The following is a 13903-nucleotide window of genomic DNA, read 5'->3' on the forward strand; positions in this document are numbered from 1 at the left end:
CCGGTTCAGTACCGGTGACCTGGGCCTTTGTCGTGCCTACTGCTGGTGGGCGCGGACGGTTTCGAACCGCCGACATCTGCTTTGTAAGAGCAGCGCTCTACCCCTGAGCTACGCACCCGTGGATGAAGCAACAGCGTACATGGACTACGGCCCGCGGTCACAAACGGTGCCGGGACGGCAGTGGACGGGGGCCGGGGTCGTGGCGGGGCCGTGGCGCTGTGCGGGGGATATCCCCACCCCCCGTACGGTAGCCGTCCGGATTCTGCCGGCGGGGTGGCGTACGTACGGTGAAGGCCACACCGTCGGGGACCACCCGCCGTACGACTTGGGGGAAGTTGATCATGGCACTCCATACCCGCACTCTCTTCGCGTCCGCCGGAGCCGTGCTGCTCGGTTTCGGGCTCACCGGCTGTGGCGGGGCGGATGCGGGGGACGCGCCCGCCGAGCACAAGTCGTTCGCGCTCAGTGGCAAGACTCTGACCATCCATTCCGGGCAGTCGTCGCTGGAGCTCGTACCGGCCGATGTGCAGAAGGTCGAGGTGACCCGTCGTGTCGACGGATGGGTGGTTCTCGGGAACGGGCCCGATCCCCAGTGGAAGATGCGGGACGACACGCTCACGCTCAAGGTGAAGTGCAGGGCGCTGATCAGCAACTGTGCCTCGGAACACCGGGTGAAGGTGCCGCGCGGGGTGGCGGTGGTCGTCGACGGGGACAACGGGAAGGTCGTCGCGTCCGGCTTCGATACTCCGCTCACCCTCCGCGCCGACAACGGGAAGGTGACCGTCCGGGACTCCAGTGGCCCGCTCAGGTTGGAGAGCGACAACGGTGGCATCGTCACCGAAAGGATTTCGGCCAAGTCCGTATCGGCACGGTCCGACAACGGCATGGTCCGGTTGGGGTTCGCCTCCGTGCCGGATCTCGTGGACACCGTCAGTGGCAACGGAGGGATCACCATCGACCTGCCGGCCGGCTCCGTGAGGTATGCGGTGGACGCCGTCGCCGACAACGGAAGGGTCTCGGTGGACGCGCCACGCAGCAACAACAGCAGCCACGTGGTGAAGGCCCGGAGCGGCAACGGTCAAGTCACCGTCCGAAGCGCGAACTAACCGACCCGTGTGTTCGTCCTTACCTGGTGGGAGAATGTACCGGGCAGGGCGAAACGGCACGGGAGAGGGATGTGACGGCGACACACGCGCGGCCGCAGGCGAGAGCGGGTGGGAGTTCCGCCGTCGAGGGTGTCAAAGGTGTCAAGGGCGCCGGGGGTATCGGGGGCGCCAGGGGTATCGGAGATGTCCTCGTGCTGATGTTGCTGCCTGTGCCGCTGCTCGCCGCCGCGCTGCCCGCGGCGTTCGCCGGTGGCGGTACGCGGCGCTGGTTCGGCGGGCGCGGGGACAGTCAGCGGGCCGATGCCCAGGCCGCGAAGGACGCCGCCGCTGCCGCCTTCTACGAGCTCGACACCGCCCAGCGCGATCTGCGGATCTCGATCGAGACGATCACCGCGGTGGACAGCTCACCCGGTGCGCGCAAGGCCGTGGACGATTTCGCCGCGCTCGGCCGGCGGATCGACGAGGCCAGCCACAAGTACATCACCGCGGTCGACGCACACGACCTGGACCGGGACGATCTGGAGCCGGCCGTCGCGGCCCGTGCCAGGAACGAGCTGACCACCGCCAAGGACGAGCTGGTTCGGGTCAAGGGCGAGCTGGACCGGTTCGCGCAGGGTCTGGGGCCGTTGCTGGGCAACGCGGAGACGCAGCTCGCCCGGCTCGCGCCCGCCGTGGAGCGGGCCCGGCAGGCGCTCCTCGGAGCGAGCAATGCTCTCGATGCGGTGCGGGCGTCCGGACTGCGAGCGGATGATCTCGCCGCGCGACTGGCGGCCCTCGCGCCCGAGCTGACCAAGCTCAACCAGGGCGCCGGCCGGCATGGCGTTCCGGAGACCTTGCAGCGTGCCGATCGGGTGCTGCGCGACGCCGAGGCGGTACGGGCCGAGGCGGTACGGCTGCCCGAGCGGGCCGCCGAGATCGACCACCGGCTGGTGTCGTTGCGTACGCGTGCCCAGGCGCTGACGACCCGGGCGGGCTCGGTGGAGACGGTGCTGAGCGAGCTGCGGCGGCGGTTCTCGGCCGCGTGCTGGCAGGACCTCCAGCCCGTGCCGGAGCAGGCGGCGACCAATGTGCGGCAGGCCGAGGAGAAGCTGAAGGAAGCCGCCGCGGCGCGGGACGAGCAGCGGTGGGCCGACGCGACCTCCCGGCTGAGCACGGTACGCGCCCTGCTGAACGCCACGGACGAGGCGGTGTCCGCCGCGGGCGACCGGCTGCACCGGCTGACCGACGTGTCCAAGGATCCGCAGCAGGAGATCCAGCGGACGCGGTTCGCGGTCCGGGACGCCCAGCGTCTGGCCATGGCCGGGCGCCAAACTCCCGAACCGCGCCACGCCCGCCCGCTGGACGACGCCGTGGCCCGGCTGGATCGCGCCATGGCCGGGCTGGAGGAACGCCACCCGGACTACTGGCATTTCCTGACCGAGACCGAAGCGGTACGGCAGACGGCCGCGCGGGTGGTCTCCGAGATCCGTGAGGAGCGCGGAGCGGGCACCTGAGCTGTACGGGCTCGGTCACGGGCTCCGACGGAGGGGGTGGGGCGGCCTCTCCGGCTTCCTGATGTGCGGCAGCGACACCGTGGGCGGATCCTGGTAGTACGCCTGAAGGAGACCGACATGGCCGCCCATGTACTGCACGCCACCGGACGGCGCACCCCGCGCCGCCGTCGCAGGACCACTCCGCTCGACAAGCACCTGCCCGTCGATCACCGGCTCAACCGTGTCTACCGGGTCGGAGCGGGGCTGATGGGACTGGTGCTGCTCGCCTTCGGAATCCTGGGGCTGATCGACGAGATCGGCTTCTTCAGCACCGGCGGAGCCACCGTCGCGGGCCTCAACACCAACGGCGCCCTCAGCGTTCTGTCCATCTTTGTCGGTCTGCTGCTGTTCATCGGGATGGTGATCGGCGGCAACACCGCCTCGAACCTCAACATGATTCTGGGCATCGCCTTCATCCTCAGCGGCTTCATCAATCTCGCCCTGCTCGATACCGACTACAACTTCCTCGCCTTCCACCTCCAGAACGTGCTGTTCAGCTTTGTGGTCGGACTGATGCTGATGGTCTTCGGGATGTACGGGCGGGTCAGCGGCGGCCTTCCGCACGACAATCCGTACTGGCGGGCCCGCCACCCCGACGAGGCCGCGCAGGAACTGCGGAGTAATCGGCAGGCCACTACAGCGGCAATGCCGGTCGTCCGTCGCCCTGACCACCCGTAATCCCGGGATCCGCAAGCCGTGACTCGTACTTCGTCTCCATACCGCCCGGCGCGCGTCGCCCCGCGCCCGTCGTGTCTGTCTCCCGTGCGCCCGTGCCGGATAGCCTGGGCGCATGCCTCGTTACGAGTACCGCTGCCGCTCCTGCGGAGACACGTTCGAACTCAGCCGCCCGATGGCCCAGTCCTCGGACCCGGCCTCCTGCCCCGCCGGGCACGCCGACACCGTGAAGCTGCTGTCCACCGTGGCCGTGGGCGGGTCGTCGGCCAAGTCCGCCCCCGCCGCCCCGTCCGCCGGCGAGGGCGGGGGCGGCTGCTGCGGCGGGGGTTGCTGCGGCTGAGAAGGCCGGCGGCCGGGCCGGCGGCTCCTACCGCTTGCGGGAGAGCGTCAGCCCATCGGCCACGGTGAGCAGCACGCTGTCCATCCGCGGATCGGCGGCCACGTGATCGTTGAATTCCTTGATCGCCGCCGCTCCGCCGGTCGCCTGCGGGTCGGTCACCCCGCCGTGGAAGAGCACGTTGTCCGTGACGACGAGGCCGCCCTGCCGCATGCGGGGCACCAATTCTTCCCAGTACGGGATGTAGTTGGCCTTGTCCGCGTCGAGATAGGCGAAGTCGATGTGCGGCTCGGCCGACATCGCCCGCAGTGTGTCGAGCGCGGGGGCGATACGGAGTTCGATCCGGTCGGCGACGCCCGCCTTCTCCCAGGCCTCGCGCCCGTACGCGGTCCACTCCTCCGAGATGTCGCAGGCGATCAACCGCCCGTCTGCGGGCAGCGCCTGTGCCATCGACAGGGCGGAGAAGCCGGTGAACGTCCCGACCTCCACGATGTGCCGGGCCCCGGTCAGCCGGACGAGGAAGGCGAGCAGTGGCCCCTGTTCCTCGGCGGACTGCATGCCCGCGTGCTCGGGCAGGCGGGCGTACGTGGTCTCGACAAGCTCGCGCTGCACCGCGTCGAGCGGTGGATTGTGCGCCAGCATGTACGCGTACAGCTCGTCCGTGATCTTGGTTTCGTTGCCCTTGGACATCGCTGCTCCTCGTCGGTCGTACCGGGCGGCCGGGCCCGCGCTGCTCTCCGCTCCCGTCCCGGTCCCTGTCCTCACATACTGCTACCGCCTGCCGGACGAGAGCGCCCGCCCCGGGCCCGAGGCCCGCAGGAAGTGCCGAAGGATCTCCTCGCCCGCCGCCACGCCGCGCTCGGCCGTCACGTCGACGTGCGGGGCGCTCCATCCGGTGTCGGCGAGTTCGCCGTGGGCCGGGCGCCAGGCGTGGTCGGCGTCGAGGAGCAGGTCGGCGTCGAGGAGGCTGTCACCGGCGGCGAGAGTGAGCGTGGCGCCGGTGCGTCGGGCGACCTCGTTCATGGCCGCGCTCTTGGTGAGCGGGCCCGGCACGGCGTAGATCTTGCGTCCCTGGAGGGAGACCGTCCAGCCGCGGGTCTCCGCCCATTGCCCCAGTTCCTTGACCCAGCCCTCCGGCAGCAGCGAGCGTTCGACGACGAGGTAGGTGAAGAGGTCCTCGGCGACCCGCTCCTTGAGCAGCCAGGTGGGGTCGGCCGCGGCCAGGAGATGGGCGCGGACCTCGGCGAGTGAGGCGCATTCGTCGGCGAGCCGACGGGCCACCCGTGTCTGCCAGTCGGGGTCGGACACCCCGTCGACCAGGAGGTGTCCCCCGTTGGCACAGATCGCGAACCGCGGTGCGGGGCCGGGGAGACGGATGCGCCGGTACTGCTCGCGGGTGCGGGTGGTCGTGGGGACGAAGACCGTGGAGCGGGCGAGCTCGTCGAGCAGTGTCGCGGCCGTCTCGGTCAGGTAGGAGAGCGGCTTGTGTTCGTACACCTCTACGCAGAGCAGCCGCGGGGCCTCGGCGTCCGGCATGGGGAGCTGGAGCGCCGCAGCCGAGTAGATCAGGGTGCGGTCGAGGTCGCTGGCGACCAGCGTCACGGGGGCGGCCGAGGTGGCGGGAACGGCGGAGGTGGCCGGGACGGTGGCGGGGACGGCAGAGGTGGCCGGGGTGGTCACTTCGACTCCACCGCCCTGCCGTTTGCGCCCGTGGCGCCCCTGGTGTACTTCGGGTGGATCAGCCCGACGCAGGTGTACGGGAGTTCGTCGACCTCCTCGATCGGTACGCCCCGCTGCTCGGCCAGCAGACGGATGTGCTCCAGGTCCACGCCGGCGCCGCGCTTGGCGAGGACCTTCCACGGGACGCGGCGCAGCAGTACGCGGGTCGTCTCGCCGACGCCCGGCTTGACGAGGTTCACATCGTGGATGCCGTGCTCCTCGCTGATGCGTTCCACCGCGGCCCAGCCTTCCCAGGTGGGCGCGCGGTCGGCCGCGAGCAGCTCCTTGACCTCGGCGTCCACCGCGTCGGCGACCTCGTCGAAGTGCGCGGCGACGGTGTCGAGGAAGTGGCCGGACACATCGGCGTCCGAGAGCTCCCGGTAGAACTTCGCACCGTGGAAGTCGTCCGGGCCGACCAGGTCGGAGCGCAGGACGGTCCGCGAAATCAGCCCGGAAACGGTGGAGTTGAGACAGGCGGACGGAATGAGGAAGTCCTCGCGGGTGCCGTAGGTGCGGACGCAGCCGCCCGGGTCGGCCAGGACCGCGATCTCGGGGTTGAAGCCGTCGAACTCGGCGAGCGCCACGGCGAGTTCGCGGGTGATCGCCCCCTTGCCGGTCCAGCCGTCGACGAAGACGACATCCGCCGGATTGTGGTGGGCGGCAAGCCAGCGCAGCGCGGTGGCGTCGATGCCGCGCCCCCGGACGATGGAGATGGCGTAGTGCGGCAGGTCGAGCCCGTGCCGGTGCCGGGCCCAGTGGCGCATGAGTACGCCGACGGGAGTGCCGGCCCTGGCGAGCGAGACCAGGACGGGGCGCGGCGTCCGCTCGGCGAGAACCGTCTCGGTGACGGTTCCCACGGCACGGGCGACGCGGGCGGCCGACAGCTCCAGCGCGGCCGTGAAGAGGCCCTGGTACTGGGCGGACGGCTGGTATTCGACGGGCAGCGACTCGGCGTAGTGCGCGCCGCCGCTCTGTATCGCCTCCTCGCGCTCCTCGGTGGGCGCCTCCAGCTCGGTGTCCGAGAGGTCCTGGAGCAGCCAGCCGACGTCGTCCGGTGCGTAGGAGGAGAACGCGGGGCCGCGAAGGGGCTCGGGCAGCATGGGGGGTTCCTGCCGTTCGGAGATGTACGAGGGGAGGTCCGACGCGGTGTGTGCGGGAAGGTCCGACCGGGCCTCCGCCGGGACGTACGACGGGACGACGGCGAGCAGGACATGACCGGCGTGCGCGGCGAGCTGCGCCAACAGGCCGTCGGAGGCGTGGAGTTCGGGGGTGTCGGCGGTGGAGTCGACGGCCACGACCACGGCGTCGAAACCGGCGCCCGCGACGTTGTACGCGTACCGGTCGCCGGGTCCGTCGGCCGGGTTGTCGTGGGCCGGGAAGACCAGCCGGCTGCGTATCGCGTAGCCGGGGTCGTCCACGGCGAGGACGGGGGAACGCGTGGTGGTGGAGTAGCGCACCTCCGCGTCGATGTGGCCTTCCAGGGCCGTGCCCAGGCGGAGGGGGGCGTACATGAGCTCCTCGAAGCCGAGGATCAGTACGCGGCGGGCGTCGCCCAGTGCCGCGGCGACGCGGGCGGCCATGGCCGGGAGGGCCGGCTCCAGGGCGGCCCGGTGGGCGGGGGTGAAGCCGTGCCGTCCGCCGTCGGGCACACCGGCGGGCCACTGGAGGTCCACCCGGGTGCACGGCCGGTGAACAGTCCCGGCGGCCGCTTCCGGGGCCGCGGAACCGGCCGCCTCCCGGCTTGCGGGGGCGGCGCTCTCCTGCGCGGCGACCAGTGCCCGGCCCTTCTCCAGGACGCCCTCCGGGAGGGCGACCGTGCCCGAGCTCCTCGCCACCAGGTCGACGCGCGCGCCGATCTCCGCGGCGAACTCGGTCAGCCGTCCCCGGTCGGCCGCGGACCGCATGTCCACCAGGGCGACGATCACGTACCGGCTCCGCGGGTACCGCTCGTGCAGCGCCCGGATGGTGTTGAGCACGGTGTTGCCGGTGGAGAACTCGTCGTCCACCAGCACCAGGGGGGAGTCCGCCACGGGCGCGCCTGCGCCTGCCGGGTCGGACTCGCCCGCCAACAGGTTCGGGTCCTCGGGGAGCAGCAGGTGCGAGGTGGCGTGCGAGTGCGATTCCTCGAAGCCGCCTGCCCGCGCCACGCCGTCGACGGGGCGGCGCGTCGAGTGCAGGTACGGCGCCACGCCGAGCCCGTCGGCGACCGCGTGGCCGAGACCGGTGGCCGTCTCCGCGTAACCGAGCACGACCGCCCGGCGGGCCTCGGCGTCACCGAGGAGTGCGTGCACCCGCCGGCCGAGCTCGAATCCGGCGCCGTACACCACGGAAGGCTTCTGCGGCACGTGCTTGCCGAGCACGTTGGACACGAGCAGGTGGGCCCGCTTGGGATTGCGGCGCAGGGCGAGGCCCAGCAGCTCTCTCAGCTCCTCGTCGCCGTCGGGCTTTCCGTCGCCGACGAGGTCGACGCCCAGTCGCTCCGCCACCCAGCTGCCCGACCACACCACGTTCGCCGTCTCTTTCCTTGCCGCGCGCTCGCTCATCGAGACGCACTCGTTCCACGAGGCCCACACGCTCGCACTCGCACACGCGATCCACGAACCGCGCTGCCCCCACAGGGCCCATCGCCCCCACGGGGCGCGCCCGCCCCGAAACGCACGCTCATTCCGCGAGGCCCGCGGCCAGCAGATCCACGAAGCCGACGTCCTGTCTCGCCACGCCGAAGACCTCGGCCCGCTGCAAGGTCCGCTCGGCCCAGGCGCGGTGCGGCTTCACTTCGTTCATCTTGTTCGTGTACACGGAGCGCATGACGCCACCGCCGCCGCGTTCCGGCCGCAGGATGTCCTGGGCGTCGCTGAATTCCTCGTGACTGACCACGGACAGCGCGTGCACGGGCGCGACGTGCGACGGGTGGATGCATGTCTTGCCCAGCAGGCCGTTGGCCCGGTCGAGCTCGATCTCGCGAAGCAGCCCGTCCAGGTCGTGCTCGATCAGCGCCGTACGCAGTTCCTCGGCCCGGCCCTCCAGGAAGGGACTGCGGCGGAGCTGCGGTTTGAACATGCGCTCCTGGAGCCGGAAGTACTCCCAGACCGGACCGGTGATCGTGAAGCCCGTGCCGTCCGCGCGGCCCAGCACATTGACCACGTCGGCGATGACCGCGCCGACGAGTTGTACGTCGTACGCCGTCATGTCGGGCGCCCTGCGGAGCCCGTACGCCGAGCAGAAGTCGGTGACCCCGAGCCGCAGTGCGAGCACCCGCTCGCGGTACTTGTCGACGGTACCGGCTATTCCCTGGAGTGTTTCCGCCCGGGTCTCCAGATGCAGCAGCTCGGGCGATTCCAGAACCGGCATCGCGAACAGCCGCTGCCCACACGCCTTTTCGGCGTTGACGAGCGCTTCCATGAAGGGCACGCCACGCTCTTCGGTGAACTTGGGAAGTACAAAACCAGACAACAAACGGACCGCGGAGCCGAGCCGCTGCACCAGATCGGTGATCTGACCCGGTTCCCGGACGCGAATGAAGAGCAGAGGCGCCTGCGCGCCCCGCGCGTCGAGGTCGGCGAACTGCCTGACCAGGTTCTCCTCGGCGTCGACGACCTCGGAGTCGTCGATCGAATCCTCCAGACACAGCACCATCGAGACGACCCCGCGCCCGGCCTGCTTGATGACGTCGTCGGCAAGTCTCGGCCTGGTCGCAGGGCTGTACAGGGTCGCTCCCAGGGCGGCCGAAAGCATGCGGGCCGACGAGCCCGCACCGAACTCGCACGGCTCCTGGAAGAACAGACCCTCTCGCACAGCGGGCGCAATATGCCCGAAATGACGCATGTGATTCCCCCGAACTGGCGGACCGACCGGAAATTGGATGGCCGGTAATAGTACGTACGAGCGGGTGTCAACAGTTCCCCACGTGCATGAATTCCGGGTAACTCGTCCATTTCCCGACGGGTCCGAGCCCTGCGGACCACGTGCTTCCGACATGGTTCCGACGCGCTGCCGCGACATCCGGTGCGACCCCCACGTTGTCCGCGCGGGCAGCCAGCAGGCAGGATGACGGGCATGACGCACGCGATGGTGAAGGGCTCGAACGTCCCCCTGGACGCCTTGGCCGTACAGGCCGTGCTGCGCTGGACCCCGGGCGCCGGGGTTCCGGATGTGGACGCCTCGGCGCTGCTGCTCGGAGCCGGTGGCCGCGTGCGCTCGGACGAGGACTTCGTCTTCTACAACCAGCCCCGCCACCCCTCCGGCCTGGTACGACGGCTACCGAAGCGCAGCGTCCCCGAAGGGCTCACGGACAGTATCGAGGCCGACCTCGGCGCGCTCGACCCCTCGGTCGACCAGGTGGTCATCGCCGCGTCGTCCGACGGAGCCGCATTCGCTCAGGTGCGCGATCTGCGCATCCTGCTGTACGACGCGGCGTCGGCGGGCGGGGACCCGCTCGCCGTCTTCGATGTGCGGCCGGAGACCGGCGAGGAGACGGCGATCATCTGCGGCGAGCTCTACCGGCGCGGCGATGGCTGGAAATTCCGGGCCGTGGGACAGGGCTATCCGACCGGTCTGGTGGGGCTGGCGACCGCCTTCGGCATCTCGGTGGACGAGGCGGAGACCGCGGCGGAGCCCGATCCCGTGCCCTCGCCCGTAGGCGCTCCTTCGCCTGCCATGCCCCCCTCGCCCTCCCCCGTGACGGCGCCCGGCTTCCCGCCGCCCGCACCCACGTTCCCGCCCGCACCGGCGCCCGGTCCGGACTCGCAGATCACGGTCCAGCACCAGCAGCCCACGTACGGTTACCCACAGCCCGCGGTGGCCCAGCCGGCTCACCGGGCCGTGCCCCAGCCCTCGTACGGCTATCCGCAGCCCGCCACCGCCCAGCCCGCCTACGGCTATCCGCAGCCCGCCGCGGTGGCGGCGCCCGCCCCCGACCCCAACTTCGTGCTGCCACCGCAGGGGCCGCAGTTCGTACGGTCCTGAGGCGCCGGGCCTGAGACGGCCTGCGCCCCTCAGGCCCGGCGCATCAGGCCCGGCGCCTCAGGTCCGGGACTTGTAGCCGCGTCCCCACTGCATGCCCCAGCCGTACAGCCGGTCCAGCTCCGACTGGAACCCGTACACGAACTTCACCTCGCGCCGCACGATCAGCTCGTCCTTGACGTTCTCCACCGTGAACACGGCGCAGGAGCGGGCCTCGGGGGCGTGCTCGTCGAGTTCGATCTCGATCCGCGGGCCATTGCCCGGGTAGAGCGTCACCTTGGCGTGCGTACGGTCGAAGGCCGGCGTCTGGTCATAGATGTAGACGAAGAACAGCAGCCGTTTGATCTGGTCGCGCTGGTCGAGGTTGACGTAGACGGTCTCGCCCGACGGCGCCCCGAAACGGTCGTCCCCGCTGAGCCGGATGTACGGCGGTGCGTTCAGGTCGCCGATGAGATTGCCCAGCGGCTGGACCACGCCCTTGGTGCCGTCCTTCAGTTCGTACATGCAGCCCAGGTCCAGGTCGACATTGACCACGCCCTGGGTGTGCGCCTGGACCACATCGGGCTTGAAGAGCGTCATGGGCCGCAGCAGCCGGCCGTTCTGCCGTGATCTGCCCTCGATGTCGGACGTACGCATCCGCCAGGAGAGGTTGACCCGCAGGTTGCCGGTCAGCGCACCCTGTTTGGTCAGTGAGACCGTGGCGTGCCGCCTGGAGAGCACGATGGAGTTGGTCGACGCGTTGCCCGACTCGAACTGCGCCCCTCTCCGTGGCCACAGGCTGTCCCAGAACGCCATCCCCAACCCCCACACGTATCGGTAGAAACACAAGTGCCCCGGCCCTGCGGCCGCCCCGTGCGTCGCACCGGGCGCCCACATCACTGCGGGGCGGCCGCCGGGCCGGGCCCGGGTGTTCCCGGAGAACCGTCGCCGTACGGACCGCCCCGCTGAGAGCGTTCCTCAATCCCTACCGGGTCACACCCCGGACGGGACTTCTGCCCTGGAACCCTCGTCGTCGTTACCGCCTGCGGCCTCCAGCGCCTTGTTGCGCCGCACCGAGGACCAGAAGGACCAACCGATCAGCACGACGCCGACGCCACCGGTGATGAGCTCGTTGATCTCGTACTGGATCGTGACGAGGAGGATGACGGACAGCGCGCCGATGGCGTAGTGGGCGCCGTGCTCCAGGTAGACGTAGTCGTCGAGGGTGCCCTGACGGACCAGGTAGACCGTGAGCGAACGGACGTACATGGCGCCGATACCGAGGCCGAGGGCCATCAGCACGATGTTGTTGGTGATGGCGAAGGCGCCGATGACGCCGTCGAACGAGAAGGACGCGTCGAGCACTTCCAGGTAGAGGAACATGAAGAACGCGGCCTTGCCGGAGAGCATGATCGCGGAGACCTTCTTGCCGCTCCTCCTGGCCTCGTCCTCCGCCTCGTGCTCCCGCTCCTCCTCTTCCTCCAGCTTGTTCTCGAAGAAGCCGGAGAGACCGCCGACGATGAGGTACGTGATCAGACCCGCGACCCCGGCGAGCAGGACGGTCTCCGCCTTGTCCGCGTGGCCGCCGCCGTGCTGGTGCGCGCTCGTCGCGAAGGTCATGGCCGAGATCAGCAGCACGATCAGCGCGATGCAGACCGACAGCATGTCGACCTTGCCGAGCTTGGCGAGCGGGCGCTCGATCCAGCGCAGCCACTGGATGTCACGTTCCTCGAAAATGAAGTCGAGGAAGATCATCAGCAGGAACATGCCACCGAACGCGGCAATCGCCGGGTGGGCGTCCGTGACCAGTTGCTGATAGCGGTCGGGCTGATTGAACGAGAGATCGATCGCTTCGATCGGACCCATCTTGGCGGTGATGGCCACGATCACGACGGGGAACACCAGCCGCATGCCGAAGACCGCGATGAGCACACCGACAGTGAGGAAGATCTTCTGCCAGAAGGCATTCATCTTCTTCAGGATTCCGGCGTTGACCACCGCGTTGTCGAAGGACAGCGAGATCTCCAGGACGGAAAGAATCGCGACCACGCCGAAGGCTTCCCACCCCCCGTAGATCACCGCTGCGACCAGGCCGAGCGCGGTAATCGCGAACGACCAGCCGAAGGTTTTCAGAAGCACTGGCTACCCCATCGTGTGTGTTACGGGTCTCCCCCGGGTGTGTACGGGGCTCCCCCGCGCCATGCGCGGCTTTACGAAACGTTGACCCCGAAGTCTAGAGCGATACCGCGCAGTCCGGACGCGTACCCCTGTCCCACCGCACGGAACTTCCACTCGCCGTTGTACCGATAGAGCTCGCCGAAGATCATCGCCGTTTCCGTCGAAGCGTCCTCGGTGAGGTCGTAGCGCGCGAGTTCCTGGCCGTCCGCCTGGTTCACCACGCGGATGAACGCATTGCTGACCTGACCGAAGGTCTGCCCTCGATTGTCCGCCTCATGGATCGAAACCGGAAAAATGATCTTGTCGCAGTGCGCGGGTACCTGTGTGAGATTCACGATGACCGACTCGTCGTCGCCCTCGCCCTCACCCGTGAGGTTGTCGCCGGTGTGCTCCACGGAGCCGTCGGGGCTCTTGAGGTTGTTGTAGAACACGAACCATTCGTCGCCGAGCACCCGGCCCGACTGGCACAGCAGCGCGCTGGCGTCGAGGTCGAAGTCGGCGCCCGTGGTGGATCGTGCATCCCAGCCGAGCCCGACCAGCACCTGGGTGAGGTTGGGTGCGGCCTTGGAGAGGGAGACGTTGCCTCCCTTGGCGAGTGTGACGCCCATGGTGTGTCCTCCCCGAGTCGGTGAACCGTTTGTTGAGCCGTCGAGCCGTTGAGCTGTCTAGCGCGTCCGGCGCCGCACATCGTGCGGCGCCGGACGGAATGCATGCTGACGTCGGCCGGCCTGAGCCGCGGCGGCTCCGGCCTCGCCTTCTCAGACGTTGACGCCGAAGTCCTGCGCGATGCCACGCAGCCCCGAGGCGTAACCCTGACCGATGGCGCGGAACTTCCACTCCGCCCCGTTGCGGTACAGCTCGCCGAAGACCATGGCGGTCTCCGTCGAGGCGTCCTCGCTCAGGTCGTAGCGCGCCAGCTCGCTGTTGTCCGCCTGGTTGACCACGCGGATGTACGCGTTGCGCACCTGACCGAAGCTCTGCTGCCGGGTCTCGGCCTCGTAGATCGAGACCGGGAAGACGATCTTGTCGACATCGGTCGGAACGCCGGCCAGGTTCACCTTGATGACCTCGTCGTCGCCCTCGCCCTCACCGGTAAGGTTGTCACCGGTGTGCTCCACGGAGCCGTCGGGGCTCTTGAGGTTGTTGAAGAAGACGAAGTTGCCGTCGCTGCCGACCTTGCCCTCGGCGTTCGTCAGCAGGGCGCTGGCGTCGAGGTCGAAGTCACCACCGGTGGTGGTACGAGCATCCCAGCCGAGACCGACGATGACCGCGGTCAGGTTGGGCGCGGCCTTGGTCAGCGAGACGTTGCCGCCCTTGCTGAGGCTGACTCCCACGAGTCCTCCCATTGGTTTCCTTGGGGGCCGGCAGGCGCCGGCGCCTCCACGTTGCGTTGGCATCCGATCAACGATCGGATC

The 13903-nt window shown here is 69.5% G+C and carries 13 protein-coding genes and 1 tRNA gene; 5 read left to right on the forward strand and 9 right to left on the reverse strand.

The genetic code is table 11. The features are described 5' to 3' along the window. Positions 1-43: 43 nt before the first annotated feature. Positions 44-118 (reverse strand) — tRNA-Val (locus ACZ7L9_RS03275). 223 nt (positions 119-341) lie between these two features. Between ACZ7L9_RS03275 and ACZ7L9_RS03280 the strand changes: the two genes are divergently transcribed. The 4 genes from ACZ7L9_RS03280 (at position 342) to ACZ7L9_RS03295 (ending at position 3653) form a co-directional block, all read left to right on the forward strand. Further along, positions 342-1106 (forward strand): DUF4097 family beta strand repeat-containing protein, encoded by a 765-nt coding sequence (locus ACZ7L9_RS03280; RefSeq protein ID WP_471412094.1) that lies wholly within the window; start codon positions 342-344, stop codon positions 1104-1106. Between the two features lie 71 nt (positions 1107-1177). Continuing rightward, positions 1178-2599 (forward strand): hypothetical protein, encoded by a 1422-nt coding sequence (locus tag ACZ7L9_RS03285; RefSeq protein WP_471412096.1) that lies wholly within the window; start codon positions 1178-1180, stop codon positions 2597-2599. Positions 2600-2716: 117 nt separating this feature from the next. Next, on the forward strand, positions 2717-3316 hold the full coding sequence (locus ACZ7L9_RS03290; protein ID WP_471412098.1) for a DUF4383 domain-containing protein: 600 nt from the start codon (positions 2717-2719) through the stop codon (positions 3314-3316). 112 nt (positions 3317-3428) lie between these two features. Beyond that, positions 3429-3653 (forward strand): FmdB family zinc ribbon protein, encoded by a 225-nt coding sequence (locus tag ACZ7L9_RS03295; protein ID WP_471412100.1) that lies wholly within the window; start codon positions 3429-3431, stop codon positions 3651-3653. Positions 3654-3680: 27 nt separating this feature from the next. On the opposite strand, the gene ACZ7L9_RS03300 is transcribed toward ACZ7L9_RS03295, so the two are convergent. The 4 genes from ACZ7L9_RS03300 to ACZ7L9_RS03315 all read right to left on the reverse strand — a co-directional run bounded on the left by ACZ7L9_RS03300 (position 3681) and on the right by ACZ7L9_RS03315 (position 9194). Continuing rightward, on the reverse strand, positions 3681-4340 hold the full coding sequence (locus tag ACZ7L9_RS03300; protein WP_471412102.1) for an O-methyltransferase: 660 nt from the start codon (positions 4338-4340) through the stop codon (positions 3681-3683). A gap of 81 nt (positions 4341-4421) precedes the next feature. Further along, entirely contained in the window at positions 4422-5252 is an 831-nt protein-coding gene (locus tag ACZ7L9_RS03305; protein ID WP_471412762.1) for an HAD family hydrolase, read from the reverse strand. 74 nt (positions 5253-5326) lie between these two features. Further along, entirely contained in the window at positions 5327-7912 is a 2586-nt protein-coding gene (locus tag ACZ7L9_RS03310) for a phosphoribosyltransferase (RefSeq protein ID WP_471412103.1), read from the reverse strand. A 118-nt stretch (positions 7913-8030) separates the two neighbouring features. After that, positions 8031-9194 (reverse strand): HpcH/HpaI aldolase/citrate lyase family protein, encoded by a 1164-nt coding sequence (locus ACZ7L9_RS03315; protein WP_471412104.1) that lies wholly within the window; start codon positions 9192-9194, stop codon positions 8031-8033. Between the two features lie 231 nt (positions 9195-9425). Between ACZ7L9_RS03315 and ACZ7L9_RS03320 the strand changes: the two genes are divergently transcribed. Then, the gene (locus ACZ7L9_RS03320; RefSeq protein WP_471412106.1) at positions 9426-10334 is read left to right on the forward strand and encodes a TerD family protein; all 909 of its coding nucleotides are present in this window, start codon (positions 9426-9428) and stop codon (positions 10332-10334) included. 57 nt (positions 10335-10391) lie between these two features. Here ACZ7L9_RS03320 and ACZ7L9_RS03325 read toward each other — a convergent pair whose 3' ends face one another. From ACZ7L9_RS03325 to ACZ7L9_RS03340, 4 genes are all read right to left on the reverse strand, one after another. Then, positions 10392-11126, reverse strand: a complete 735-nt coding sequence (locus ACZ7L9_RS03325; RefSeq protein WP_471412107.1) for a TerD family protein — start codon at positions 11124-11126, stop codon at positions 10392-10394. Between the two features lie 177 nt (positions 11127-11303). Further along, positions 11304-12449, reverse strand: a complete 1146-nt coding sequence (locus ACZ7L9_RS03330; protein WP_471412108.1) for a DUF475 domain-containing protein — start codon at positions 12447-12449, stop codon at positions 11304-11306. Positions 12450-12520: 71 nt separating this feature from the next. Then, on the reverse strand, positions 12521-13096 hold the full coding sequence (locus ACZ7L9_RS03335) for a TerD family protein (protein WP_384460342.1): 576 nt from the start codon (positions 13094-13096) through the stop codon (positions 12521-12523). A 150-nt stretch (positions 13097-13246) separates the two neighbouring features. Beyond that, positions 13247-13822 (reverse strand): TerD family protein, encoded by a 576-nt coding sequence (locus ACZ7L9_RS03340; RefSeq protein WP_471412764.1) that lies wholly within the window; start codon positions 13820-13822, stop codon positions 13247-13249. Positions 13823-13903 lie beyond the last annotated feature (81 nt).

The sequence above is a fragment of the Streptomyces sp. NPDC111516 genome, from assembly GCF_055635345.1.